Origin of the sequence: Vibrio glycogenivorans (genome assembly GCF_051660965.1) — a bacterium.
GTDB lineage: Bacteria > Pseudomonadota > Gammaproteobacteria > Enterobacterales > Vibrionaceae > Vibrio.
On sequence record NZ_JBPVIS010000012.1, the window covers coordinates 33,949 to 60,182 of the forward strand.

Consider the following 26,234-nt stretch of genomic DNA (forward strand, 5'->3'; position numbering starts at 1 on the left):
CGTGATAAACTGGGTCATCAAGCGTATCTTGAACGCTGAGACAATCGAACAAAAAAAGTGGCTACCATGGTCGCCACTTTTGATTGAATTGCTAATTAATTACTGTTTTTCAGCTAGTTTTTTAGGTAACAATGCCGTATAGATACCTGATGCTTCAGCCGCACTCCAGACACGATTTGGCGTGCCATTGTCGAAGGCGACCTTGCCCACCATCATACCGCCGCGTCCAGTATTGAACTTAACCCAAGAGTCCGGCTTTCCACCATCAACAGTGTAGAAGGTGCCCGCATCCTGTTTGCCATTGCTGGCTGTTTCTCTAGTCACCACCAAGATACTGTCTTCATCAAACGGACTAGTACGAACCGCAGAAACAAACGGATGGTCAAAGACCTTTTTCCAGTCAGAAGCCTCATAGTTACCATCTGCCTTGTACTGTGCAACCCAAAGGCCACCTTCACCTGACACCTCAATCGCGTTGCGATCGCCTGCGGCTAGGTAGATATTGGTTGCCTCTCCATTTTGGTCGGCATGCACCCACATATCCCACACCGACTTAATCGTCGCTGGAATACCTGCTTTTTTCCATGATGAGGCGCCATTAGTGGTGATATACAAGCCACCGTCAACACGACCGGTTTGTCCTTCAGGAGCATAATATTGACGAACGGCAGCATAGAGCATCTCATCATTGTTAGGATCAACCACCAGAGATTTGACTGGTGCACTGTCCTTGCCTCGCGTTGGCGGGCTATATTCACCATCGACTTTGACGTACGTTGGGTCGATTTTTAGATCTCTACCACCCGCTGTTTTGGGTATATTCTGGTTCACATTCACCCAGGTTTTGCCGTAGTCAGAAGACTTATATACACCCTTTTGTGAATCAGGGTTGAATATCTGTGCCTGTCCCATTGGGCGGTTATTGAGGTCAATGGTTTCCGCCACTGCATACATGGTTTTACCCCCTTCAACAACGCGTAAGTCACTCCAATAAACCACCTTCATATCTGGAATAAAGTTCGTTTCAGGAACGAAAATCGGTACGGAGATCACCTCCAGCTTGGTGCCATTTTCACTCACTTTATACAGCTCACCGGTTCGCTGGGAGAGCGCATAAATTACATCAGGATCAGTTGGGTGTGGGGCGATGGTTGTTGGAGTGTAAAACGGCTGACCATGGGCTGGGCTTCTTTCTGCGTCAATCAAGGCAGGAATAGGTGTTACGCCAACGATACCTGGAAAATCCGGGTGGGTTTGTGTGGTCGCACGCCATGCCGACAGCTCATAAGCAAGCAGTAACATCTCTCCCGGACGATGTGGATCAGGCACGACTGAGAAGGCACCGGTATCGGCATTGCCATGACCATAATAGATATCATCTTCAACTCGAGTATTATCAACGCTGGTCCAAAAGTCTGTTTGCGGGTCATATTTGACGGTGAAATAACCTTTAACCGCCGATGCGTAGAGCGTGCCATCTGGGGCGATGCTCATCGTGCGCACACCACGCTTGCCGTATTTTTCGCTATCAGGGAACTTCCGGCCGTGGACTTGTAAATCTACGTTGCGGTTGGTTCTTCCCGGTTGTGCTGTCTGCCAGAACTTATCTTCCTGGAAGCCTACCCCAAGACGCAGTGTCGCCTCCCAGCTCTCACCACCATTCGATGTTGACCAAATAGCACTCGGTACAGGCTTATTGATACGTCCACCCCACGTTGACAGATAGGCTCTATCAGGGTCGGTTGGGTCGACTAGGATATCAATAAAGTTCTGGAAGTAAGCGTTTGGTACCGTTAGTGAGTTAATCTCATCTTTGCTCTTTTTGAACCATCGCTGCGCCATCAAATTAACCAGCGTGTTATCGTAGCTGAGCTGAGTTAAGTCAACATATAGGTTAGCTGTTTTATCTTCCCAACCATTCATCGCAACAGTTTCTGGTTGAGAGGTTTTAAACACCGCCCCGTGAGAAATCAGATTATCACCTTCAATCTCATACGTTGCTTGCTGAAGAACGTACACGGTTAGCTCGCTACCACTCCAGTGATGAGTCGCCTTGGTTGGCCCATCAATGAGTTTAACCCATTCACTGTCAGCACTTTTGCGATAGAAACCCGTTGAAGTTGCAGCAAACACCATCTCAGCATGAGTCTTAACATCCGGGTGAACAAACACGTCAAACACAGCACTCTCAGCATCCATGCCCGCCCCATCGATGGGGCTAATCGCACGCTTGTCACTGGTAATATTGGTCACCTTCCACACTTTCGGGCTGTCCACATCGATACGACCCATAGGATTGAGCTCAACCCCGTTACGTGCATCCTTATTGTCCAAACCATTGGCTACGTACCAGGTACCCGTCTCTGTAGGGTGAGGGTGAGCGGTATACCATGTGGAACGAGGCTGTTTGCCCGATGCAAAGTCGCGGATCGGCTCAAACACAATACCGCCGTCTGTGCTTAACTGAATGGTATTACCCTTAAGACCCACCACCACATCAGTATTTTTCGGGTCACTGGCAATGTAGACATCACTCAATCGATTACGCTGACTCCAAACCCCATCCTCAGGCATCATCGTGCGCCAGTGCTGACCACCATTAAGCGATAGATAGTCATTTCCCATATCAGGTGAAACCCAGACTTTATTCGGATCTACGCTATCTACTGAAATGTACTTGTTACTTCCTGCCATGCCTGGCGCAACTTGGCGCCAAATACCTTCTTCTTGGGTTGGAATAAAATTCTCAAGTATTGATGCGGTTTGTGTGGACTCAACGATTTGAGCATTCGACTGACCAATCGCACACGGGATCTGTAGTGCGACCGCCAGGGCTACAAGACTGCCCGGATACAACACTTTAGGTCGATTAATTAATGACATATAGGTTACTCTTTGATTTGTCTTAGCTACAACACGTGCCAACCTGACACCGACATTGGTGGCGAATTACTGATAGGTACGCAATCGAGGCGAACCCTCCAATCTGTACTGAAATAATTTTTGTACATTGATTGGTAGACAACCTCACCAACCAGCGTATTTCATCTCACACCTATCAGTATTTTTGGCTTCTCGAAGTCTGTTGTATCCGATTGGAAAAAAAGTGCTTTAAAAATTGTCCAAGACCGAGTTAAAAATCCAATCAATCATTATATTTCATACACTTAAACTCATATTAGTATTCTATAAATGAGAACTTGGTCAACGGCTTTTACTCACTGCTCCGTCAATAACACGTGCTACACATAGTGCTATTATAGTCTTTTGATCACAAAGAAAAGCCTGCTCGGTTGACAAATTTTTGCATTGGTATTGTATATGTAGAAAGCGAGTTATCGGGACGTTCGAGAACATCACGAACCACTTTTACTCAACCAAAAATTCAATGGAAGGATTAGGTTTAATGAAACACAAAGCACTATGTCTTGCTCTATTAAGCTGTATAGGAGTCAGTGCGACCGTAAACGCTGCCCAACCAACTATGACCCTCGAGGAATTCAATCAATCGGACGTCCAACCGAATATCCTCATGATCATGGTTGACGACCTCGGTTGGCAAGACCTTAATATCTACGGTAATCATGATATCGATACACCTAATCTCGACCGACTTGCTGAGCAAGGCATGCTGTTTCGTAACGCCTATGCCAGCGCGCCAGTGTGTTCCCCTTCTCGCGCCGGAGCTATAACAGGACAGCACCCAGCAAGAATTGGCATGACTAATCACATCGCGTATCGAGAATACGCGCCTGATAACGCGGTGGTGTTTGATGCGCCCACTCTAAGAAATTTACCTACGGACATTCCAACCTTTGCCGAAGCACTGCAGCAAAACGGTTATCGCACCGGTTTCTTCGGTAAGTGGCATCTATCTGAACTCAAAAAAGGCACTCGAGAAGTCACCGATCCCAACACGCTACCTGACCGACGTGGCTTTGATATCAATGTTGCAGGCGGTCCTTTTGGTGGACCGAGTTCATGGTACTCACCCTACAATAACCCTTATATCGAGGATGGCGAACCTGGTGAGTATTTGCCGACGCGCTTGGCGCAAGAGGTGATCGGTTTTATGGGCAATGAGAGTGAAAAGCCCTTCCTAGCGGTAATGTGGAACTACCTCGTTCACTCTCCGTTGTACGCCCCTGACGAACTGCTTGCCAAATACAAACAAAAGAAACAACAAGGCAAAAAAATCGGTAACCCGACCTTTGCTGGCATGATTGAAGCAATGGATACCTCTGTGGGTAAGGTTCTCCAAGCCGTCGATGAGATGAACCTGGCCAATGATACTTTGATTGTTTTCACCTCTGATAACGGCGGTGTATGGAAGCTGAGCAACAACGGCGGTCTAAAATTTGGTAAAGGATGGCCCTATGAAGGAGGAGTCAGGGTGCCTATGATTGTTCGCTGGCCAGGAAAAGTGCCAAGTAATAGCGTTAACGAACAGCGGGTGATTAATCTGGATTTCTTCCCGACATTTTTAGCCGCTGCCAAAGTAGACAGCTCTTCATATAACGATCTAGATGGTGAGAATTTATTGCCTACCTTCTTTGATCAGAAATCTCTTGAAAGAGACACACTGTATTTTCACTATCCAAATTATGCTTGGCATGGTAGAAATCGCTTGAGCAGTGCTATTATTGAGGGCGATTACAAGCTTATCCGTTGGTATGACGACCATTCCGTAGAGCTTTATAACCTTGAACATGACCCACTTGAAAATAACGACATATCTAAGGTTAAAGAAGACATTACTGGCTCTATGACATCGAAACTTGAGCAGTGGTTAAAAGAAACTGACGCAAAAATGCCGACTAAACAAAGTCAATAATATTCCCTATCTGTCTACCAGCCCAATCGTTGGTAGACAGATCTCATTGATACAGCCATTAGTTAATAATTTTCTCCAATCAATTAATCAGTCGTTCCAGTCATATTAAATACCTCAACATAACCACGCACATCAGCATCTAAAAAACAACTCCAAATATACACTAAAACTAGTCCTCACTAAATTTATTTATAGAATAGACTCCACAGAGGGGTTATTGATTATATTTCCAGTATAAAAAAACCTTAGGAATACCTAAGGCTTTTTAGCTAATTTGATTTGTTGTAAATCAGTTCACCTCAAAGTTATCAATAATAATTGATTGTGGGTTTGTGTTATCTCGTGCGTTAACTGCGAAAATTGAAATTTCTTTCAAGTTCATTTGCTCCCCACCCCAGTGACCTGGTACTTTGTTTTTACCACCTTTTAGATTCAGATTAATGGTATTCGTCTTGCCAGCTGGTACCATAAAGGCACGCACAACCCTATGACCACCGGCTCCAGGTTGGTTTCCTTTTGAGTCGAAAACTGCAAGTGTCATTTTAAAATCTTTGTCTGAGGTATTGGTAATATCGACCGTCACATTTTCTTTGTCTGACCAATCCCATGTCCCACCTTTTGCCATAAACTTCGCGCTTGGATACTTGCTTGTCTTCTCCGCTGGAGAGATACCATCATATTCTACTTTGACACCATTACCTGAGTGCGGCAAAACTTTGGCGTGTTCAAATTTATCTGCAGATGGAAGCATGCCATTCACTGTATAGCTTGCTTTAGCCTCAGCAACTACCGGGGTATTTTTAGCTTTAGTATTTGTCGCAGAGGTCGACGTCGATTGGCAGCCGTAAGTAGCAACTAAAAGAGTTGAAAGTAAAATAGCAACTTTTGTATTCACAGTTTTCATGCGCTTTTCCCTATTTATAATATTGATTCATCGGTTATAAACAACCAACAAGATGTTGATAAAATTCACAGAGGTTACCTCTGTGTGATTGTTGTAAGCCTTGCGCTATAAACACTCCAATTTACAGCATCTTGATTATGCATGAGGTACAAACAAATTAGATAGCTACATCAAACCCTCACCAAATAATCACCTGGCGTTGACAATTTTAAGATTCCTATGAAATTTTTATCGTGATTCAAGTAACATTTAGTTTATTGCATCACTTATCAAACATAATATGTGAAATACACCTAACTTTTAATATTTACCCATTAAATTATGGCCTCAGACATATTTCATAGCAAATATTAAAATCAGCCACCACACGTTAAAAAACGCCCACAAAATAACATTTAAAATTACTAATAAAATCATTCATAACATATGTTAAGTTGCCAAAAATCATATCCAATAGAGCAATTGAGCTTAAAGACAGTAACAATGCATCAAGTATGATAATGTAAGGTGATTGGTACAAGTGACTGTTTGATTCTTTAGTATGAAAATGAGACAACGTAACCAAGCAAAAAGCAACGCAGAATACTTGCGTTTTTTGTTGCTACACTTTAGATAGATTTAATCCAAATAATCAGACTGCCTTCGATTGTAACTGAATGAACTTTCTCGCCCACCTTCACATCGCGCATCATTGCAACAGTAGTTTGCTCGGCAACCTACTGGGCGACTTTGTCAAAGGTGATCCTCACAAGCAGTTTGCAAAGGATATTGCCGACGGGATTTTGCTGCATCGATTTGTCGATTCTTATACCGACTATCACGACACAGTGTTGCTGTGTAAGTCGAAATTTGACCAAAAGCAGCGTCGTTTTTCTCCAATTGCCCTCGATATGTTTTGGGATCATTGCCTAGCTAAGCATTGGCAGCGCTATCATTCTAAGCCACTCGCCTGCTTTGTCGAGTTTGCTAAAACACAGACTGATATCATCCACCCAGATTTGCCGGCGCGCTTTCTCTCAGTCTCTCAGCACATGTGGCAAGAGCGCTGGCTTGAGTCCTACCAAGAGTTCGACAATATTCTCTATGCCTTGAATCGAATCGCTCAACGCAGGCCCAGGCTGGCTGCTCTGTCTGACTGTCAGCACAGCTTAGTGAGGCATTATGACTGTTTTGAGTCACGTTTTGATACCCTGTACCAAGAGGTCTTGACCAGTGCGATGCGCAGACAGTATCAGCTGAATAGCACTAAAAAGTAGGCAGGCTAGATACAAGCGGTGAGTGTAAATTATTGACTGTTAACTTTATCAATGCAGTGGCATGTTCTACGGTTTAATAGCAACCCATTTAAATTGGAGTAGTGATCATGAGAACATTCACGATATCACTCATAGCGTTAGTATCATTTAGTACTTTCTCGATGACCGAAGCGGAGATGTGTGAACAGTATGGACGCGATCTCGCGAGCAACTCCGAGGATCAGCAAATGCAATTCTTGAATCAATTTGCAGCAAAAACCTCAGCAGGGGAGTGGAGATTGAGTATCGAGGAGTGCAACATGCACATCCAAGAAGGCAAGAATGAGTACAACTTCGAGATCGAAGCTATTTTCAGTGACGATTAACTTGCCATGAGGTTGGACACTTCGGCCACCATCACTCAAGTGGCCATTTTGCTAGCGCTATGAACTGCAATTCATGTTTGCATACAGCACTTTTCCCGATGTTCAGCATTGATGATTTACTTGAAACCTCTGGGTAAGAATTTGGTTTTATCTTTCTTTTCTCGCTCCCGCTTAGCTGCAATCGATCTATTTACGCCAAATAGGACCCTGAGTTGATACCAAGTCTCTAAGCACAGCGCCTTGCCCTGGCTCACCCACCAGGTCTGTTGATATAGTCGCTTATTGGCCGCAATCGCATCGGGTGACCGCTCAGCGCATTCGAGGGCAAGTTGATAGGCCGCTTCATACGGATTTTCGGCAATCTTAGTGACCAACCCATACTCTTTGGCCAACTGACTATCAATCACCTTCGCGGTCATTGCCAACTCTAGTGCATGGTCTTGTCGCATCAATTCGCGAAAAGCAATTGAGCCGCCCATATCAGGGATCAGCCCCCACTTTCCTTCCATAATGGAAAAGCTCGCATCTTTGCTTGCAATTCGAAAATCACCACCACACGCGAGCTGCAGCCCCCCACCCCAGCATCGTCCGTGGATAGCAAAGATCACGGGGCAAGGGATCTGACGCCACGCCAGGCTAAAACGCTGGGCGGCATTAGGGGACGTTGGCCACCATTTATACAGTAAGCGCATCGCATCAACCTTGCTGGTTAACAGCGACTTAATATCTAGCCCAGAGCAAAAATCCGTCCCGTTTGCTTTTACAATCACGGCGCGTATGGTTTGATCTTTTTTTAATTGCTTAGTCAGCGCAAAGATTGCCTCGAACATGGCCATATCGAGTGCATTTAATTTATCTGGGCGATTAAGACTCACTGTCGCAATGAAATGCTCGTCAATATCACAAGTGATACGTGGCGGGTTTGTCATCCTACTCTTACCTTGTCAATTTTCTGATATCAATAGGATAGGAAGTGATTGGGTAAACAAACAGTAAGCACTTATAACTCAAGTATTTCACTGTTCCGGTTCGGTGGATTCAGAGCTCTCCATCACAGCGTTTTGACGGCTCACAAGACGGTCCCTTTTTTTGAGGGCGCTTACTACCACTTGCTCAAACTTCTGCATATTAATTGGCTTTGGTAACACGCCGCTTGTGCCAACACGGGCAAATTCATCGAATGACTTATCCGATAAATCCGCAGTCCAACCAAAAATCATCAGGTTAGAGTTCAGGTCTTTCACAATAGGGATCAATTCTGGCCCGGTCATACCTGGCATATGATTGTCCACCAGCAGAAAGTAGTAATCATTTTGCTCGACTAACTCAATCGCTTGCTCATGACCGATGGCGACATCCACCTGTAGCCCAAGCTTTTCGCACCACTTCTTGCCAACGATAAGATTGACTCGATTATCATCGACAATCAGTACCCGAGCACCTTCCGGTGCTTTCCAACTCTCAGCCAGCCCAACAGCAAGTGATGGCTGTTCCTTGTGCTCAGCCTCCTTGTAACAGTCTAGAGGCAAGCTCACCCGAAAGACACTGCCAAGCTCAAGTGCGCTGTCTATTTCGAGTGTCCCCTTCATCAGCTCAATGAGTTTAACCACTATCGATAGTCCAAGTCCTGCGCCTTCGTAATCACGTGAGGTAGAGTTATCTACCTGATTGAAAGGCTGTACTATCGCTTTAACTTTGTCCTGCGCAATCCCTATTCCAGTATCACGAACTTCCATAATTAAGGTTGTCTGACCCGCTTGCCATGGGAATGTACAGGTGACACCACCATAAGACGTAAATTTAACGGCATTGCTCAAGAGATTAAACAATACTTGCTTCACACGTGCCTCATCACCCTGCCAAATGATATCAGCCGGTATTTGATCGACAATATTGAGAACAATGTTTTTCTTCTCACATGCCTCACCGAATAAGTATTTAACCAAGAAGGTCATATTCGGAACTTTGAAATCATGTCGTTGTAAGGCAAGCTGCTGTTTCTCTAATTTGGAAAAATCAAGCACGTCATTCAAGATCAGCATCAGATGCTCACCCGACTTGTTGATCACTTTACAGTTTTGCTTTTGCTGCCCGCTCAGCTCTTCTTCCATCACCTTAGCCATACCAAGAATTCCATTCAGGGGCGTACGGATCTCATGGCTCACTACTGCAAGAAAATCATCTTTGGCTCGATTCGCGGCCAAAGCTTGCTCTTTGACCACTTGCAGCTCTTGATATTGGCTGTGCATCTCTTTGGACATGTCATTAAACGCTTGGATGACCTGACCCACTTCATCGCTGCGATGGTGTGGGATCTGAACACCGGGTCCACTGCGACCAATTTGATTGATTGCGAGAATGATCTTGTCTAAATCGCGGGTGAGCAACCAACCAAGCAACAACGAAACTATGGATACACAGAGAATTTCAAAACCCGCAATACCCAGCAGGTAACTGGTTGAATCGGCGACCACATTTTGGATATGACGACCATCAAACAGCACCTCAATATGGCCAATATGCGTGCCTTCAAAATCTATATCAGCAGTTTTGCTATAGTAACCTTCTGGTATTAATACGCTTTGTTCCGTAAGGAAATCACCAACACTCACGACAGTTTGGTCACCAATGTACATCTTCACGTTAGAAATATTGGCATCACTTAGTGCACTCAAGGCTATCCGCTCTAGAACCGCCAAATCATAGGTCAGCAGTGCGTCGGCTGAGCTGATTTTAATCAGACTCATAGCTATCGTCATTTTATTTTCGAACTGCTCGATGTTTGAGTTACCGATAAATTTAACGGCAAAAAACACCAGAACCACCAGAAAGATCAACTCAATGAGGGCAATACCTAGAACCGTTTTGGTGCGAAATTTCATTCCTGTTCATACCCCTTGATCACTGCGATTCCGGCTCATAGTCAGCCATAAGAAGTCGCACATCATCCCACTCGTCATTGTGTGCCACTGTAAAGCCTTTCAACCTCAAAGGTATCAGCAGTTCGGGTGCATGCTCCTCAAGAGCTAAAAATGCTTGTTGGATACTCAGTGCTTTCTCCTGGGATATAGAAGGGTGAACTGCAATCGCGTGAGGTGTATACCCATCACTTTCCCACACAACGGTGAGTTGATCCGTGATGGATTTATCCATCGCATTAAAGGTTCGCATAACACCCCCTCCAGCGATAAAAACCCCCTTAGCCACATTGTGATAAACCGAGTCATGTGAGCGGACATAAATCGGTGTGTAATCGACTTGATGTCGTTTTAGGTAGCCCTGACTCAAGATACTGGCAGCAAACGCGACAGGGGATGGGAACGCCAACCGCTGACCTGATATATCGGATAAGGAGTCAAGCCCACTCCCCTTACGCGATACCACAATGCCACGAATTTGCTTATCACGCGCCTTTGCAATTGCCTCATAGCCTTGTTGATCATGGCCCTGAATATATTGGTACGGGTTCATGTAAGCTAGGTCGTACCGACCTTGGGCAAGCTCTTGTTCAAATTGGGATATTGAAGGCTTGGTAGCAAAACGAATATCAAAACCCGTTTGTCGACTTAGAAAGTTCGATACCGGTATCCAGTGTTCGGCCACACGCGTTGCCGATTGCTGAGGCACAATACCAAAACGAATTACCGTCGATGCCGATAACGGAAGACAGACCAGCAACAAAGCCGCACTGGCACTCTTTACCCAACCTTTTCCCATAGCCAACCACTTGTTTTTATGTCACACAATGCAGTTAGGAAGATAAAAACGAAATCTCAACTTTTTGTCACTGCAAAATTCAACCCAACAAACCCGATCAAGGCTAAAGCTGGTTGCAATACAGTAAACAGCAAAAGGGCTCGCCTCACCGCGCGCCCTTTTTGTCATGCTACAACTCATCAACTAGTTAAAATTGAACACCGCCATCTTGGTCTGAGTCATGTCGTGCATGGTATAACCAATTCCACCAACACCATAGCCAGATGCTCGTCGCCCGGCGAAAGGCATCCAGTCAACGCGAAAGGCGGTGTGGTCATTAACCATCACCGCCGAGGCATCCAACCGCTCGATACAATTCTGGGCTGTTGCGATATCTTGGGTATAAACTGACGCCTGGAAAGCAACATCCAAACTATTAGCCCGCGCTATTGCTTCATCAATCGATTGATAGCCATAAACATTCACCACTGGTCCAAAAATTTCCAATTGCGAGACCTTGCTCTGTGGTGCTGGATTGAGTAACACGGTCGGTTGATAGAGAGTTTGCGATAGCTTGTCTCCTCCTGAAACAACCATTGCCCCTTGCTGCTTGGCCTCGTCTACCCAGGTCGCAACTCGATCAACCTCTTTGGGACGGATTAGTGGGCCACAATCGGTTTCTTCCTGTCGCGCATCCCCCACGACCAGCTGCTCTGCCTGCTCCGCGAGCCGCTGCGCAATCTCATCGGCTAAACTATCAGGCGCAAAGATACGCTGAACAGAAACACACACTTGGCCAGAGTGATAAAATCCACCTTTCAGCAGTTGAGGGATTGCTTTATCCAAGTCCGCGTCTGAGGCAATGATCACCGGCGCAGCGCCGCCATGCTCAAGTGCGCATCGGACTCCCGGAGCGAGCTTCGAGCGTAGCATCCAACCCACTCGCGCTGAGCCAATAAACGAAAAAAACGCCACCCGAGGGTCCGTTACTAGGCGTTCAGAGGCTGCTCTATCGGTATACACCATACGACACCATGGTTTGTCCAAACCCGCTGCATAGACAATATCAACAAACGCCTGACAGCACAGTGGAGTATCCGCTGCAGGTTTGACAATCACCGGGCACCCGACAGCAATTGCCGGCGCGACTTGATGGACGATCAGATTTAACGGATGATTAAACGCTGATACGGCCACCACCACACCTATCGGCTCTCGGTGCACCGAGGCACTGCGTCCCGCTCCCGCTTGCGTCAAGTCCATTGGGATTTGTACCCCACGCTCACTCTCAAGCTCGGTGATACATAAGTTAACCCCAGCAATCGCGCGCGCAACCTCGACACGCGCATCCACTAGGGGTTTGCCTCCCTCGCTGGCAATCAGCATCGCCAACTCTTGATTGCGCGCCTCCATCAATGCGGCGATCTTGCGCAGAATCTCTACTCTTCGATAAGTGGGTAGCCAAAGGTCACGCTGTTTATACAACTGCAAGCCCTGCGCTAGGTAGCTATCAACTATGTCCCAGTTATCCTGCGCGATTTGACCTATCTCACTTAAATCATACGGGTTATAAACCTTGGCTAAAGTTTGCATAGTAAACAGGCCCTTTTTGACAGTTCATCAATCAGTACTTTTTGATTTTCCGAATAATCGACGGGAATATCGATCAGGTGCACACCACCGGCTTGAAACGCACTCTCTAGCGCCTGGGTCAGATCCTTTGCTGAACTCACTCGATGTGCACTCGCACCATAGGCCTTGGCGTATTGCACAAAGTCCGGGTTATTAAACTCCAGCCCCCAGTCTTTGAACCCTGCGGCCGCTTGTTTCCAGCGGATCATCCCATAGGAGCCATCGTTAAGTACCGCCACCACCAGGTTGAGTTTGAGCCTGACTGCCGTTTCGAGCTCTTGGCTGTTCATCATAAAGCCGCCATCGCCGCATATCGCCATTACACGCTTGGTCGGATGCAGCATGGCAACCATCATTGCTGAAGGCAAGCCTGCCCCCATGGTCGCCAATGCGTTATCGAGCAGAACGGTATTGGGCTGATAAGCCTTGTAGTTGCGTGCAAACCAAATCTTGTAGATACCATTATCCAGCGCAATCACATCGCTATCACCCATCACCTTACGGATATCGGCAACCAGCCTCTGCGGGACAATCGGAAATCGGTCATCATCACCGCCTTCCACTAGGTGTTTTTCAACCTCTTTTTTCACCAAGTCGAAATAGGTAGTATCAAACGAGAGCGGGGCATCAAACTCTTGCTGGATCAGTGCAAGCGTAGCCGGTATATCTCCGACAACCTCGAGCTGAGGGAAGTAGACTTGGTCCACCTGCGCGGACTTGTAATTAAGGTGGATCACCTGCCGCTGGTCATCCTCATGCATAAAGAACGGCGGTTTTTCCACCACATCATGACCGACATTGATGATCAGATCCGCAGCAGCAATCGCTTCGTGTAAGTAATCTCCCGAAGAAAGTGCTGCCGTGCCCAAACACAGTTTAGAGCGCCCATCGACTACCCCTTTACCCATTTGGGTGTTAAAAAACGGCAGTTGTAGATGATCAACAAAATCGTGCAGTGCAGAACAGGTCGCCTTGCGGTTGGCGCCAGCACCGATCAAAAGCAAAGGAAACTTGGCATTACGGATCAGCTCACACGCCTTGGTGATCACCGCTTGATTAGGCTGAGCGTAATAACGCGGATGTGGCGTCACTAGCGGGCTGTGACACTCTTCTGCAGCGATATCCTCGGGAAGCTCAAGTAGTACCGCGCCTGGACGCTCTTCCTGCGCTAGGCGAAACCCTTCCCTGACCAATGAGGGTATCGTATTGCCGTGAACAATCTGTTTCGACAGCTTGCAGATAGGGTCAAACAAGGCCACGACATCAATGATCTGAAATTGTCCCTGCTTGGACTGCTTAATCGGTTTTTGCCCTGTGATCATAATTAAAGGAAAGCCACCCAACTGAGCATAGGCGGCTGCCGTTGCAAAATTGGTCGCGCCGGGTCCTAGGGTTGCCATGCACACGCCCGCTTTACCAGTTAACCGCCCATAGGTCGCCGCCATAAATGCGGCCCCCTGCTCATGGCGAGTTAATATCAACTTGATCGAAGAGCCATGCAATGAGTCGAGCATATCGAGGTTTTCTTCACCCGGTACGGCAAAGATGTACTCAACGCCTTCATTTTCCAATGCTTTAACAAACAAATCTGACGCTTTCATCAGCAACTTGCTCCCTATCTGTTAATGATGATCCACTTAGTAGTTAGCTTGAAGTTAGACGATGAATGGCTTAAGCACCAAATAATCAACGGTGCTAAACAAGTAAGAGGCACCTGCAGCGCAGGTGCCTCTTACTTGTTTATTACTACAAACTGAATCAGTTTTTCAGATATTCACTGCTGACGATGAGCAACGACGTATTTGTAGCAGTTCATTGGCGAGTCGCCTTGGGTGTGTTTACAGCGCACTGATTGGCATCCGTCTCTGTGCCATTGAGTGTCCCACAAACATCAGCGCGCCAATTGGCAACAATCCCCATAATGCGCGTGGATTGCTTGCCAGCTTTTCCGTCCCACTGCGCTTCTAATTGGGCCTTGCTGAGAGAAGGAATTCCTCCAATACCGCCACTTCCGCCTGCGCTTTGTGCAGCAACCGCAAATGATGAGATTAATAAGATTACTGTGAGTCCAATTCTTCCTAGCATATTTTCACCATTGATCCCTTGATTCTAAACTTACTGCTCGATACGTAGAGAAGTACTCCATCAAGCAACATTTGATCATCTAGAACGCCTTTCCCTTCCTCTTTTTTAGTCGCTATTAATAGAAATCATAGTTGAAAATCGATGGCTTGCTGTTAGTTGGCTAGGTCAATGGCACCCTCTGGGTAGTAGGTGGCCTCATCACTTGTTCAGTGACAAAAGTTGCTTCTATCTCAGTAATCCTTTGAAATGTCACTCAAGACTTAAGATAGATAGCAGTATATTTTTCTTTTCTGGATCAACATATTGTTCAAAATGCTCTATCAAATAAGCCAACTTAGGCGCGATCTTGCACTGGGAAAATGGTCGACTGGGGTGTGAGTAATAGTAATTCTGTTGATGTTGTGGACAGGGGGTAAAGTTATCAAACATCAACACTTGAGTGATAATCTCGTTTTGAAAATTCGTTTGATTAACCTCTATCGCCCGACAGGCCCTTTGGTAATCTTTATCATTAGTGGCATAAACAGCGGAAGGATAACGCCGGCGAAAGCGGTGTGAACTGCAGCAGTGGTGGGTATGAAGGTGAACCGTCACCAAGGCGTTAATATCGATAACGTTCGGCTTAAAAATCACCGCCACCGCTTCATAAGTACTTGATTGACCCAATGCTTGCACCCAACCCTGAGTAGCGCTTACAACCCCGTTAAGTGATTGAAATACGGCTTCCATGCACCAGTAACAGGTTCCTGACAAATAGATTTCTTGTACACCTTTTGGCAAACCATACCACCTCTTAGTTGCTCAACGCTGCAGTGAGAGCCGGTGATTACACATTTTCCTAGTATAGAGGTTCGATCCTTCGCAGGTTAAGCCTCTTAGATTTAATGCTCAAGAATGAAAACATCTAGTCTGTTCATATGCGTTTCACAAACCCTGACTAGGCTTACCAGCTATTCAAATCCTGTTGTTGTATTCAAGAGAAACAATGAAAAAGCTAAGCCAAAACTGGGACTCAATTGAGTGGGTTCTTACTGATGTCGATGATACGCTGACCTGTCATGGTCACCTCCCCTCGCAAACCTTGCAAGCGTTGCAGGCGCTGCGTGATGCGGGTAAGAAAGTGGTTGCGGTCACGGGGGCCTGCGCTGGCTGGGGCGATCATATCGCTCAGTTGTGGCCAGTTGACGCCGTTCTGGCCGAAAATGGCGCGGTGATTATGGAAAAAAAGGATGGCTATCTTGTTCGACATGGCTTAACCGACATGGCCGAGCTTGCGCGAAAGCAAGGACAATTAAAGGCGCAGATTGGCGAAATCCTCAAATCTTATCCAGGCCTTGAGTTCACCCTAGATCAAGCCTACCGAGTGTGTGAGGTGGCTATTGATATCGGCCAAAACCGCCCTGCGGTTGATCCCAATATTGTTGAGCAGGTCGTGGACGATATCCACCAGCTGGGTGCCAATGCGACCGCAAGCTCGATTCATATTAATGCTTGGTATGGTGAGCATTCTAAACGCATTACTGCTGAGTATTTTCTCAAGCAGCAGGGGCTAAGCGATGAACAAATCCTTACCCAATGTTGTTATGTCGGAGACTCACCCAATGATGTCGCCATGTTCGCCTGGCTGCCAAACAGTATTGGTGTTGCTAACATAGAGAAGTACTGGGATAAGCTAACCCATAAGCCTGCGATTGTGATGAGCAAGCCTGGCGGCTACGGCTTCGCTGAATTTGCTGAGCTATTGCTCGCGCATCAAAACGCAGCTCGTCAGAGATGAGCTCAACAAAGTCATTGTATTGGGGGAAATACTCTTCCCCCACTCACTCTGGGCTTGGCTCAGATAGCACCGGCTCATCAAGACGAAAAAGGTAGCGCCCTGCCCTATCGCAACTCGAACACGCGGCATGTAACGGAGACTCAAACTCATCGATGTAACGAAACCCAACCCGCTCATAGAAGCGCCCTGCTTCAACAACGTTGGCTTCAACACTGACTCGGTCAACTCCACGCTGAGCACAACTATTGAGAAACGCCTTCACCATATGCGACCCAATTCCTTGGCCTTGAAACTCGGGGGCAATCACAAACAGCAGCACCTCACTCCCCCAATCTTTGCATAAAGACCTGCGGTTCAGGCTGTGTTGCGAAATCCGTTTAAAAACATCTTTTTTCCGCTGCCGAGCTTCACCAGGTAAACACCATAGTTTTACCAGCTTCCCCAAGCTTTGCATCGAGTAACCAAAGGATGGTTTTTTCTGCCTTGCACGACGATTATTGCCAAAGATAAAGCCAACAACTTGGCCATTGGCCTCTGCCACCAAACTGAAATTACTCATCTGCGGAGCGCCAGACGTGTAAAAATAGGCCATTAACTTAGCTAATGAGTCAGGTGCAAAGTGCTGCTCAAATTGCCACGCTTGGCTGACTAGTCGCTCACAATCTGAGTAATCCCTGGGTTGGTATTGTCGATAGCGTACCTTGTTCCTTGTAGTCATAACACTTCCCCACTACAGATTAGACTACCGACAATTTAATCAACTGCGTTACAAAAAGTAAATAACTGATATTACTTTATTTAATCCGGTTAACGCACTGGATGTTCAAGTTGTGAGGTGGGAACAAATCGACCCGATATTGAATAGGGCATCGACAAATACAACAGCGTAAGGCCCCTTCCCACCTGACAGATTTCAGCTAAACATTGATCAACTTAGCTTTCTCAATCTCAAACTCTTCTTGGGTAAGAGCGCCTTTTTCTAGTAATTCATGTAACTGAGTGATCTGATCAATATTCGACTGAGTCCGGCTTTGCTCTGCGTTAATTTGCCGCTCAGCCTCGGCCTCTAGCGCGTACATGCTCTCACTCTGATCAGAGGAGAGTTTTGTGGGCGAAATATGTGCCCAAATCACAGCAGCCAAGGTCAAGAATGGAACAAACAGACCCGCAACAGCTAAGATCAGTATCGCAGATTTGTAAGGGTGATTGTTCACCGTAGCAACGTGCTTTGCCCATAGGATCATTAAGATATTTATTATCAGTACAAATACAAATGCGATCATAATAAAGTCCTTTTGTTAACGATGAAATTTGACAGCGCGTTACGGGCTACTGCCATAGGGGTAAGATAAATTGCGCCTGTTTTTGGCACTGTTCAAACGCCTGTTTCTCGGTTTTTAAACTGCCCAATTCACCAATACTCATAGGAATATATATTGGGCTGATTAGGGCAATATCGCGCTCGATTAGGGTGCCATCACTAACAATGTCCCCATCTTTGACTGCCAAAAAATAGGTTTGCATCGAGAAGACCAAGTGACGCCCTCTCCCTCGACCATAACCAAAGAACGCCCCGGTCTGATGAATGGCAAATCCAAGCTGATCGGGCTCAAACTGCTTCCCTGGTGGCAAAAAGTGCAGATACGCATTTTGTCGACCCGCATAGGTGACCGCGTAACGCTTTGAGTACCAAGGACTATTACGATCATAGAAGGGCGTTGTTTCAAGTTGCGTCTTGTTTAAATCAACTTTAATCTCCGCCCCACCGGCGCGCACTTTGTGCGGTTTGTGATTATCATAGCGCCAAAGCATCGCGCAGACCTCGCCACTGAATGACTTAACCGAAGAATAAAAAAGAGAGTCATTGAGGATCCGACTTTTGTCTTCCCACGGATTTTTCAGCTTCATGTCCTTATAGTAAGCGTGGAGTTGATTAAAGCTTTGGCGGCTGACCGGATAGAGACGATCGGATTCGATCGCATTAACATAAAACTGCCCCGGACCGGTTGCAGACAGTTTGGCATAATCATGTGCATGGGCTGCGAGACTAAAAGACACAACCAGAATAGCTAGCAAGGAACGTTTGTGCATCACTCACCTCATGGGCAATATCCATTTGTAGGGCGGCTCGTACAACCTTGAGCAGGGTTCACCGACTAGATTAGCAGCTATTGTTCGGTAAAATTGCTACGGCTTTCAAAAAAGCAGAGTCGGGAGGCGAGATCGGGCTTTGCCCTGCGAGAGGCGAGGGGTTTCTCTGTCGCTGTAGGTTCTTTAGACCAAGTATATTCCACACTATCCTTTCAAAACAAAATACAGTGCAGATGAGTGCGGCTTCTAAACGCTTTGGGTGACTTTCCGCGTTCACATCTCGCTTCTCGCAGCAAAGCGATCTCGCCTCTCGCCTCTTTACCTCAAGGGAAAAGAAAGCGCCGACCAAAAGGTCAGCGCTAAAATAAACCTATACCAAATAAGGTAAATTACATGGTGCATTGATCCGGGTCGCTGCCCTGCTCGACGCCTTCTTCAATCACGTCTACCGCTTCTTGGTCTGTCACTGAAGAGAGTAGTTTGCCGATCACTTCTTGTGCTGTTGTTTCTGAAGAGGCTCCAACCAAGCAGCTATAAGCATTAGCTACTTTATCTTTCACAGCCGCCAAGGCCGAGAGGTCAGTGAAATCCGTTGCCAGCACTTCTTGGACGGCCTCGCCTAGCGCCTTGACCTGCTCTCCTGCATCGCCAAACTGTGTCAAATCCAAGCTTTCTAAATCAAAGCCCTCAACGGTTTCTTTCACTGTTTCAACCATTTGAGTCGCCGATTCTTTTGCCTCTTCCATGGTATTTGATGAGTCCTCACAGCCGACTAAGGCTAGTGTGACGACACCCACTGCTAAGATATAGTTTTTCATTGTTTCACCCTTTAAATCATTTAATGAGTGATATAACCATAGCAGTATTCACGCAACTCCCGCGATAAAGTCAACATGATTGGGGTAGCACAGCAGCCTTTGCTGCCTTGTCGCGATTTCGAGACGCAGGTGCAAAGCATCTAGCCTTGCACCTACTTGCTGTCTTCCTATCGCTTTATTGCGTCACAAAGTTGAGCGGGTAGATCTCTTTGCTGTGCATTTTTCCATCACTTGCAGTGAAGGTAGCTCTGAGTAAGTAGAAATGCCCCTCCGGCAGTTCACTGGTTGGCACTACCCCATCGAGTGGTACAGTAAATTTGAGTTTGCCAGATTCAGTGTCGATCGCCTCAGGCTCAACTAAGACAATGTCCCGTGCCGGCATCCACTTACTCTCAAAATGGCGCAGCCATACTCTCAATCCGCCCTCATCAGCCGAGATCACGGTATTTTCACTACCCGCATGATACTCAACCTCAAGCTCTAAGCTTTCGCCAATTTCTAGCGGTTGGTTGGCGAAAATGTCGCTATTGATTATGTTGGCAAAGCCCTGAACGTCCGGCTCAATGTTCAGTACTAACTCACTGCTAATATCGCTATTAGCTTTTGAGCTCGCACTGATGATCACCTTGCCCGCTTTCAGCGCAGTCACCTCACCTGCCTGGGAAACCTCAGCAATACCATTATCACTGCTGCGCCAAACAATATTGGCGTCATCGGGTTGGCTTGGCGAGACAGCCAAAGAAAGCTCTTGGCTACGCCCTGCAATCATGCTGTCTTGCTCTGCCGTTAACGTTATCGCCTCAAGCGGACGCGGTGTCCACTCTACGAGCTTGAGCTCAACCGCAGCTTGTTGCGAGTTGACCTGACTTAGCGCGATGATGATCGCAGATTCGCCGACCTGTCCCGTCGCGGTTACCACGCCTTTTTCATCGACCTTAAGCACGTCAGGATTACTACTCACCCATTGCACGCTGCTGTCTGCATTGAGTGGCGATAGTTGTACATCGAGCGCCATCTCAGTGCCAACGCGAATATCATCACTGATTGCGACGATGCGCAGCGACTCGGGATCTGGCACGTTAGTATCTACTAAACGATTGACCTGCTTATCACTAAACTGCATCGTTTCACCATTACGCCAAGTCACTGTGATTGACTCAATGCTTTCAGCGCGATCCAGACCGAAGTGGACAATATTGAGTAAGCTTTGTGAGAACACCTCCCCTGCCGAGCCAACACGTTTACGCCACACATTATCGGCTGTTTTAACCTCAACGGTGGCCGCTAACGGATCGATATTGTCACGAGGGGAGTACCCTACTCGCACCAGACTAAAGTTGCCCACATCCTCAGACTGATTACTGTAGAGGTACCACTCGCCAAACTCACTGCCGCTCAGGATGTCCACTTGACCGCTGAGATCGAAGTCAAAGGCTTGTCCCATGTCACCATAGCCCGGGCCACCTACATCATTTGCGCCATGCATGGTCACGGTCTCAAGGCGATCGCCATTGTTGAGCAACATCAAATCAGAGATGCGATGGTTAACATTACCCCAGCGGTAAACCAACAGATCTTGACGGCCATTGTTGTTGAAATCGCCTGTCGTTACCCCCTGAGCATTGCCCCCAGTTGGTACATGCCACTCCTTGGACACATCGACAAACTTATCGCCGTCGTTACGCAATAAATAATCGCGCAAGTTACGATTTTCTGGTTCAAAGTCAAGTTCGTAGGAGGTCACGCCAGTCAGATTGAATTTGTAGGCCCAAAAGATATCGCCTTTTCTCACCAAGGCAGCACGCCACTGGCCATCACCTAAATGACCAAAGTATACCCCATTGGCATTAATATCATCTGGCCAGCCCTCAGCATCGGCCGCACTGAACTCAAACTCACCGCCAGAAGGTACTGCGGTGGCATTTTTGTCAGCGCCTAGGTAGATAGGGTAATCCTTGCCGCGGAAGCCAAACTGACCAAGGAAATAGTAATTATCCAGTTTAAGTGGACCATCGGCAGTAAACTGCCATTGCTCGCCGCCCATGTAAGGACGCGGCTTAATAGAGAACTGTTTTAGCTCGGGATCAAAGTCCACCGAAGGTGCTTCCCCACGGCCATGCTCAAACTCTTTACCACGAGCAAAATAGAGGTCTTTACGCCCATTGTTATTGATATCGACATCCACTACCGCAGAGATCTGTTTGGCCTCGATCAACTCTCGAGGAAACTGATCCGTGATCTCAGTAAAGGTGAAATCGCCGTTGCCTTGCCATACCGACATTGGGTGAGAGTGACCATAAAGGATCAAATCATCAATGCCATCGTTATTGAGGTCAGTGATCAACGCGCGCTCAGGACGCTGCGCCTCAACGCCTTCTACTGACACTAACTCAAATCGACCGTCACCTAGATTCTTATAGAAGTGGTGCTGTGGCTTTTCGTTGTATAAGCCCCGCTCGTTGATCAATACGAAATCGAGCAAGCCATTGCCATTAAAATCGCCCCACTTTGAACCACGCCCACGTGCACCACGCTCAATACCCACATCACCAGTGTACATAACAAACTCGCCACCATTGTTGTAGTAGAAGTTGGTACGTGATGGATTGCGACCGTTACCGCCACCTTGCGATAAGATCAAATCAAGCTCACCGGTATTGTTGTAATCAGCAAATGAGGTACCGTGCAGATCATGCATATACCAACGTGACAAATCTTTGTGGTGCTTGGTCACCGTGCCATCGCCATTGTTCCAGTACAGTTTACTGGTCTCGTCATTGTGGTTGTTGACAACAAAATCGTAATAGCCGTTATTGTTGATATCGGCGATTGACGGCCCACCGTATTTTAGCGAGCTGACCTTGTCGATCCCTGCTTGGACAGAGATATCCTTATATTTAGGGATAACGACGTTGTTGACATCCACCACGGTTATCGAGCTCACTTTAACGTCTGATGTAAGCGATTTAACCTCAAATATCACCTCGCCCAACTGCTCAAAACGCACCAGGGCCGACAAAGATTGCTTCCCTTTGCGAGGAACATTCAGGTTATCGATAAGTAAACGACCATTGGCATAGACACTGAGCGTTGCGTACTCACCTATATTGTCTAAGTCAATGTCTATACGCTTGGTTTGTAAACCAGAAAGTTCTTGTTGGAACTGAGCGGGAACGCCTGGGCTCACCAGGATATCGCTCGCTAACCGCTGCTCAGAAGCCGCTAAGACTTGGGATGCGCTCGCAAAATAAGCGAGAGCAAATAACACACTCTTAAATCGAGCCCCGTACATAATCACTCCTTGTTTGGCTTCGCTCGCGCCTAGAGGCAGACCCTAGGTTCCACCTCATCTTTGCATTACCACGCTAGCGAAGAGTCTGTTACTTGAATGAGTACAGTAAAACCCATCCATTATGTTGGGATAGATGCTGTACCTAAGTCTTGGTGACCCCCACCAAGACTTAGGTACAAAAAGGAGAGTACGGTGGCGAATACCACTGCTTATAGGTATCGATTCGCCCCGTACTCATATTTTTATCTTTTCACACTCAGTCAGCCCAACGACTCCAATTCGAGGGGCTGACATTAGGGCTACCTATTTAGCAATAAAGTTGATCGCATTGATATCATCGCTGTAGGCAGTACCATCACTTGCGGTAAAGGTGGCACGTAGTGAGTAGAAGTCCCCTTCTGGCAGCTCGCTGGTTGGCACCACCTCTTCAAGTGGAATGCTCACGACTAGCTTGCCAGATTCGGTATTGATCGCTTCAGCTTGAGGCAAGACAACATCTTTGCGCGGCACCGTGCGGTTACCCAATTTTCTAAAGCGACGTAACCACACTCGAACACCGCCTTCGTCGGCTGAGATCACCTTGTTACCAGTACCGGCATGGTATTCAAACTCCAGTTCGATGCTGTCGGCAATTTCAAGCGGCTGTTTCAAGGCCTCGCGGTTAACAATGTTGGCAAAGCCCTGAATATTCGGCTCAACCTTAAGTTTAACCTGGCTAACAATTTGGTCGTTGGCTTTTGATGTCGCACTGATTGCCACCTCACCGGCTTTAATCGCGGTCACCTGACCGTCAGCATCGACCTTCGCGATAGAGCTATCACTGCTGCTCCATACTACACGCTCATCATCAGACTGAACCGGCTGTAAATCCAGCGTCAAGGCTTGGCTATCACCCTCTATCATCACGGTCTGCTCAGCATTGACTTGGATAGTTTCAAGCTCACGTGGCGTCCAGTCGACGACCGTTAGAGTGTACTCTGCCACTTCACCATTGATCTCACTAGCGGCGGTAATGACCGCAGATTTACCTACGCGACCGACTCCGCTCACCACACCAGATTGATCAACCTTAACCACACTCTCATCGCTACTTGACCACACCACGCTGTCATCAGCATTGACTGGCTTGGTCGCCAAACCTAGCTGCATCTCAGCGCCATAACGAAGGTCATCACTGATTGAGACAATCGACAGTGCTTTGGGATCAGGTTTGTTGGTATCGACATACTGATTGACGGGACGGTTGGCAAACTCCATCGTCTCGCCGTTACGCCAAGTAACCTTGATAGACTCAACCTCTTTTGCGTCTGCCAAGCCAAAATGAACAATACTTAGCGTGCTTTGTGAGAAGACCTCACCCGCCGAGCCCACGCGCTTGTGCCACACGTTATCTGCAGTCTTCAGCTCAACCTTAGCGGCAATCGGGTCGATATTATCGCGCGGTGAATAACCGACGCGCACTGTGGTGTAATTACCAAGGCCTGGGGTTTGGTTACTGTAGAGATACCACTGGCCATGCTCAGCGCCGCTCAGGATGTCCACTTGACCACTGTTATCGAAATCAAACGCTTGACCCATGTCACCGAAGCCAGGACCGCCAACATCGTTGGCACCATGCATCGTCACAGCCTCAAAGCGACCTTTATTGTTGAGCAGCATCATGTCTGACACGCGGTGGTTAAGGCTACCCCAGCGATAGATCAGCAGATCTTGTTGACCATTGTTGTTAAAGTCACCAGTGGTCACACCCTGAGACGCGCCGCCTTTAGGCAGGTTCCACTCTTGCGTAACATCAACAAACTTATCGCCATCATTACGCACCAAGAAGTCTTGGTAGTTGCGGTTTATCGGGTCAAAATCGATGTCGTAAGAGGTCACGCCATTGAGTTTAAAGCGGTAAGAGAAAAAGCGTGCCCCGGTTCTAACCAGCGCTGCACGCCATTGGCCATTACCCAGATAACCAAAGTATGCGCCATCTTCACTGATGTCTTCTGGCCAACCAAGAGCCGCCTCTGGGGATAATTCAAGCTCCTCTTTAGAGGCAAGTACAGTCGTATTTTTGTCCTTACCTAGGAAGATTGGGTAATCTTCACCAACAAACGGCCAGCGACCAAGGAAGTAGTAGTTATCAAGTTTCACATTGCCTGGGGCGCTAAACGTCCACTCCTCACTACCCGGTGCAGGTCTTGCCGCGATTGAGAACTGCTGAAGCTCTGGGTCAAAATCCACCAGCGGTGCGATACCGTAGTTGGTACCACGGGCAAAATACAGATCGCGGCGACCATTATTGTTGATATCCACATCAACCACAGCGGTGATGTTGGTCGCTTCCCTCAACTCTTGCGGGAACTGGTCAGTGATCTCGGTAAACGAGAAGTCTTCATTACCCAACCAAACCGAAAGATTGTGGTGCAGATCAAAGAAGATCAAATCATCAATACCATCGTTATTGAGATCCGTGACAAGCGCACGCGAAGAGACGACAGACTGAATACCCTCAACGTCCATCATCTCAAACTTGCCATCACCCAAGTTTTTGTAAAAATGATGCTGAGGAGTTTCCCCGTACAGACCACGCTCGTTGATCAACACCAAATCCAACAATCCATTGTTGTTGATATCCATCCACTTAGAGCCACGACCTCGCGCCCCACGCTGGATACCTACATCGCCCGTATACATCACCAGCTTGCCATCTTTGTTACGATAGAAGTTCGCTCGCGAAGGATTGCGGCCGTTACCGCCACCCTGGGCTAGCAACAGGTCCATGCTACCGGTATTGTTGTAGTCACCAAACGACGTGCCATGCAGGTCATGCATAAACCATCTTGCGAGGTTTTTTTCGTGCTTGGTTACCGTACCGTCACCGTTGTTCCAGTACAATTTGCTCGACTCATCGTTGTGGTTATTGACCGTAAAGTCGTAAAAGCCGTTGTTGTTAATATCTGCAACCGACGGACCACCATATTTGAGCGAGTTAACTTTATCGATACCCGCTTGCACAGAGATATCTTTGTACTGCGGGATCACAACACTATCGACCTCTTCGACGGTGATCTTGTTGATTGTCACGTCAGACGACAGTGCTTTGACCCGGAACTTAACGTCACCCATCTGATCAAATCGCACCAGCGCCTGCAGGGTTTGTTGACCCTTGTTCGGTACATCCAAACTATCAATGATCAACTCGTCATTGGCAAAAATACTCAGTGTTGCGTACTCACCACCGTTATCAACATCAATACTGAGTCGCTTGGTCTGCTCACCAGCTAACACTTGGCTAAACTCGACGGGTTGATCGCGAGTCACTAATAAATCTTTTACCAGTAAGTCACCTGCTAACGCCGATGTTGATAGCAAGGTCGCAGAGCACACTAATGGGATAAGAAAACCCTTAGGCCGATACTTATACATAGAAACCTCTAATCGTCATAATATTGTCCGTAACTTTCATAACTTCACATTAATTTGTATAAATTTTTTC

General features: G+C 47.1%; 19 protein-coding genes. 4 read left to right on the forward strand and 15 right to left on the reverse strand.

The annotated features are described in order from the left end of the window. Window positions 1-99: 99 nt before the first annotated feature. Window positions 100-2,883, reverse strand: a complete 2,784-nt coding sequence (locus tag ACSTTG_RS19430) for a sialidase family protein (RefSeq protein WP_438475876.1) — start codon at window positions 2,881-2,883, stop codon at window positions 100-102. Between the two features lie 523 nt (window positions 2,884-3,406). On the opposite strand from ACSTTG_RS19430, the gene ACSTTG_RS19435 reads away from it, so the two are divergent. Then, the gene (locus tag ACSTTG_RS19435) at window positions 3,407-4,834 is read left to right on the forward strand and encodes a sulfatase (protein WP_438475877.1); all 1,428 of its coding nucleotides are present in this window, start codon (window positions 3,407-3,409) and stop codon (window positions 4,832-4,834) included. Between the two features lie 289 nt (window positions 4,835-5,123). Here ACSTTG_RS19435 and ACSTTG_RS19440 read toward each other — a convergent pair whose 3' ends face one another. Continuing rightward, window positions 5,124-5,738: a hypothetical protein gene (locus tag ACSTTG_RS19440; RefSeq protein ID WP_438475878.1), complete on the reverse strand. Its 615-nt coding sequence runs from the start codon at window positions 5,736-5,738 to the stop codon at window positions 5,124-5,126. Window positions 5,739-6,394: 656 nt separating this feature from the next. Between ACSTTG_RS19440 and ACSTTG_RS19445 the strand changes: the two genes are divergently transcribed. Then, window positions 6,395-6,994 carry an acyl carrier protein phosphodiesterase gene (locus ACSTTG_RS19445; protein ID WP_438457275.1) on the forward strand — a complete coding sequence of 200 codons (600 nt, stop codon included), beginning with the start codon at window positions 6,395-6,397 and terminating at the stop codon, window positions 6,992-6,994. 107 nt (window positions 6,995-7,101) lie between these two features. After that, a complete protein-coding gene (locus tag ACSTTG_RS19450) occupies window positions 7,102-7,359 on the forward strand; it encodes a hypothetical protein (protein ID WP_438457274.1) in 258 nt (85 codons plus the stop codon). Between the two features lie 116 nt (window positions 7,360-7,475). On the opposite strand, the gene ACSTTG_RS19455 is transcribed toward ACSTTG_RS19450, so the two are convergent. From ACSTTG_RS19455 to ACSTTG_RS19485, 7 genes are all read right to left on the reverse strand, one after another. Then, entirely contained in the window at window positions 7,476-8,288 is an 813-nt protein-coding gene (locus ACSTTG_RS19455) for a crotonase/enoyl-CoA hydratase family protein (RefSeq protein ID WP_438475879.1), read from the reverse strand. Between the two features lie 87 nt (window positions 8,289-8,375). Then, window positions 8,376-10,241 (reverse strand): HAMP domain-containing hybrid sensor histidine kinase/response regulator, encoded by a 1,866-nt coding sequence (locus ACSTTG_RS19460; RefSeq protein ID WP_438475880.1) that lies wholly within the window; start codon window positions 10,239-10,241, stop codon window positions 8,376-8,378. A gap of 19 nt (window positions 10,242-10,260) precedes the next feature. Further along, the gene (locus ACSTTG_RS19465) at window positions 10,261-11,076 is read right to left on the reverse strand and encodes a phosphate/phosphite/phosphonate ABC transporter substrate-binding protein (RefSeq protein WP_438475881.1); all 816 of its coding nucleotides are present in this window, start codon (window positions 11,074-11,076) and stop codon (window positions 10,261-10,263) included. Between the two features lie 183 nt (window positions 11,077-11,259). After that, a complete protein-coding gene (locus ACSTTG_RS19470; protein ID WP_438475882.1) occupies window positions 11,260-12,648 on the reverse strand; it encodes an aldehyde dehydrogenase family protein in 1,389 nt (462 codons plus the stop codon). After that, window positions 12,636-14,288 (reverse strand): acetolactate synthase large subunit, encoded by a 1,653-nt coding sequence (locus ACSTTG_RS19475; protein ID WP_438475883.1) that lies wholly within the window; start codon window positions 14,286-14,288, stop codon window positions 12,636-12,638. The genes ACSTTG_RS19470 and ACSTTG_RS19475 overlap by 13 nt, the downstream gene beginning before the upstream one ends. 211 nt (window positions 14,289-14,499) lie before the next feature. Further along, the gene (locus ACSTTG_RS19480; protein WP_438475884.1) at window positions 14,500-14,772 is read right to left on the reverse strand and encodes a hypothetical protein; all 273 of its coding nucleotides are present in this window, start codon (window positions 14,770-14,772) and stop codon (window positions 14,500-14,502) included. Between the two features lie 249 nt (window positions 14,773-15,021). Continuing rightward, window positions 15,022-15,552 (reverse strand): peptide-methionine (S)-S-oxide reductase, encoded by a 531-nt coding sequence (locus tag ACSTTG_RS19485; protein ID WP_438475885.1) that lies wholly within the window; start codon window positions 15,550-15,552, stop codon window positions 15,022-15,024. Between the two features lie 205 nt (window positions 15,553-15,757). On the opposite strand from ACSTTG_RS19485, the gene ACSTTG_RS19490 reads away from it, so the two are divergent. After that, complete coding sequence (locus ACSTTG_RS19490; protein WP_438475886.1) at window positions 15,758-16,549, forward strand: HAD family hydrolase; 792 nt, start codon at window positions 15,758-15,760, stop codon at window positions 16,547-16,549. A 43-nt stretch (window positions 16,550-16,592) separates the two neighbouring features. On the opposite strand, the gene ACSTTG_RS19495 is transcribed toward ACSTTG_RS19490, so the two are convergent. From ACSTTG_RS19495 to ACSTTG_RS19520, 6 genes are all read right to left on the reverse strand, one after another. Continuing rightward, a complete protein-coding gene (locus tag ACSTTG_RS19495) occupies window positions 16,593-17,267 on the reverse strand; it encodes a GNAT family N-acetyltransferase (RefSeq protein ID WP_438457238.1) in 675 nt (224 codons plus the stop codon). 199 nt (window positions 17,268-17,466) lie between these two features. Continuing rightward, a complete protein-coding gene (locus tag ACSTTG_RS19500) occupies window positions 17,467-17,832 on the reverse strand; it encodes an SHOCT domain-containing protein (RefSeq protein WP_438457237.1) in 366 nt (121 codons plus the stop codon). A gap of 46 nt (window positions 17,833-17,878) precedes the next feature. Then, entirely contained in the window at window positions 17,879-18,640 is a 762-nt protein-coding gene (locus ACSTTG_RS19505; protein WP_438475887.1) for a hypothetical protein, read from the reverse strand. A 389-nt stretch (window positions 18,641-19,029) separates the two neighbouring features. Next, window positions 19,030-19,458, reverse strand: a complete 429-nt coding sequence (locus tag ACSTTG_RS19510; RefSeq protein ID WP_438457235.1) for a hypothetical protein — start codon at window positions 19,456-19,458, stop codon at window positions 19,030-19,032. 175 nt (window positions 19,459-19,633) lie between these two features. Beyond that, entirely contained in the window at window positions 19,634-22,750 is a 3,117-nt protein-coding gene (locus tag ACSTTG_RS19515) for an FG-GAP-like repeat-containing protein (protein ID WP_438475888.1), read from the reverse strand. A 303-nt stretch (window positions 22,751-23,053) separates the two neighbouring features. After that, on the reverse strand, window positions 23,054-26,164 hold the full coding sequence (locus tag ACSTTG_RS19520) for an FG-GAP-like repeat-containing protein (RefSeq protein ID WP_438475889.1): 3,111 nt from the start codon (window positions 26,162-26,164) through the stop codon (window positions 23,054-23,056). Window positions 26,165-26,234 lie beyond the last annotated feature (70 nt).

What these genes read in the sequence shown, in the direction of transcription:
- ACSTTG_RS19495 (WP_438457238.1), bottom strand. Translation starts at nt 17,267, where the DNA reads ATGACTACAAGGAACAAGGTACGCTATCGACAATACCAACCCAGGGAT.
- ACSTTG_RS19500 (WP_438457237.1), bottom strand. Translation starts at nt 17,832, where the DNA reads ATGATCGCATTTGTATTTGTACTGATAATAAATATCTTAATGATCCTA.
- ACSTTG_RS19430 (WP_438475876.1), bottom strand. Translation starts at nt 2,883, where the DNA reads ATGTCATTAATTAATCGACCTAAAGTGTTGTATCCGGGCAGTCTTGTA.
- ACSTTG_RS19440 (WP_438475878.1), bottom strand. Translation starts at nt 5,738, where the DNA reads ATGAAAACTGTGAATACAAAAGTTGCTATTTTACTTTCAACTCTTTTA.
- ACSTTG_RS19465 (WP_438475881.1), bottom strand. Translation starts at nt 11,076, where the DNA reads ATGGGAAAAGGTTGGGTAAAGAGTGCCAGTGCGGCTTTGTTGCTGGTC.
- ACSTTG_RS19490 (WP_438475886.1), top strand. Translation starts at nt 15,758, where the DNA reads ATGAAAAAGCTAAGCCAAAACTGGGACTCAATTGAGTGGGTTCTTACT.
- ACSTTG_RS19475 (WP_438475883.1), bottom strand. Translation starts at nt 14,288, where the DNA reads ATGAAAGCGTCAGATTTGTTTGTTAAAGCATTGGAAAATGAAGGCGTT.
- ACSTTG_RS19450 (WP_438457274.1), top strand. Translation starts at nt 7,102, where the DNA reads ATGAGAACATTCACGATATCACTCATAGCGTTAGTATCATTTAGTACT.
- ACSTTG_RS19480 (WP_438475884.1), bottom strand. Translation starts at nt 14,772, where the DNA reads ATGCTAGGAAGAATTGGACTCACAGTAATCTTATTAATCTCATCATTT.
- ACSTTG_RS19435 (WP_438475877.1), top strand. Translation starts at nt 3,407, where the DNA reads ATGAAACACAAAGCACTATGTCTTGCTCTATTAAGCTGTATAGGAGTC.
- ACSTTG_RS19470 (WP_438475882.1), bottom strand. Translation starts at nt 12,648, where the DNA reads ATGCAAACTTTAGCCAAGGTTTATAACCCGTATGATTTAAGTGAGATA.
- ACSTTG_RS19445 (WP_438457275.1), top strand. Translation starts at nt 6,395, where the DNA reads ATGAACTTTCTCGCCCACCTTCACATCGCGCATCATTGCAACAGTAGT.
- ACSTTG_RS19510 (WP_438457235.1), bottom strand. Translation starts at nt 19,458, where the DNA reads ATGAAAAACTATATCTTAGCAGTGGGTGTCGTCACACTAGCCTTAGTC.
- ACSTTG_RS19515 (WP_438475888.1), bottom strand. Translation starts at nt 22,750, where the DNA reads ATGTACGGGGCTCGATTTAAGAGTGTGTTATTTGCTCTCGCTTATTTT.
- ACSTTG_RS19520 (WP_438475889.1), bottom strand. Translation starts at nt 26,164, where the DNA reads ATGTATAAGTATCGGCCTAAGGGTTTTCTTATCCCATTAGTGTGCTCT.
- ACSTTG_RS19460 (WP_438475880.1), bottom strand. Translation starts at nt 10,241, where the DNA reads ATGAAATTTCGCACCAAAACGGTTCTAGGTATTGCCCTCATTGAGTTG.
- ACSTTG_RS19455 (WP_438475879.1), bottom strand. Translation starts at nt 8,288, where the DNA reads ATGACAAACCCGCCACGTATCACTTGTGATATTGACGAGCATTTCATT.
- ACSTTG_RS19505 (WP_438475887.1), bottom strand. Translation starts at nt 18,640, where the DNA reads ATGCACAAACGTTCCTTGCTAGCTATTCTGGTTGTGTCTTTTAGTCTC.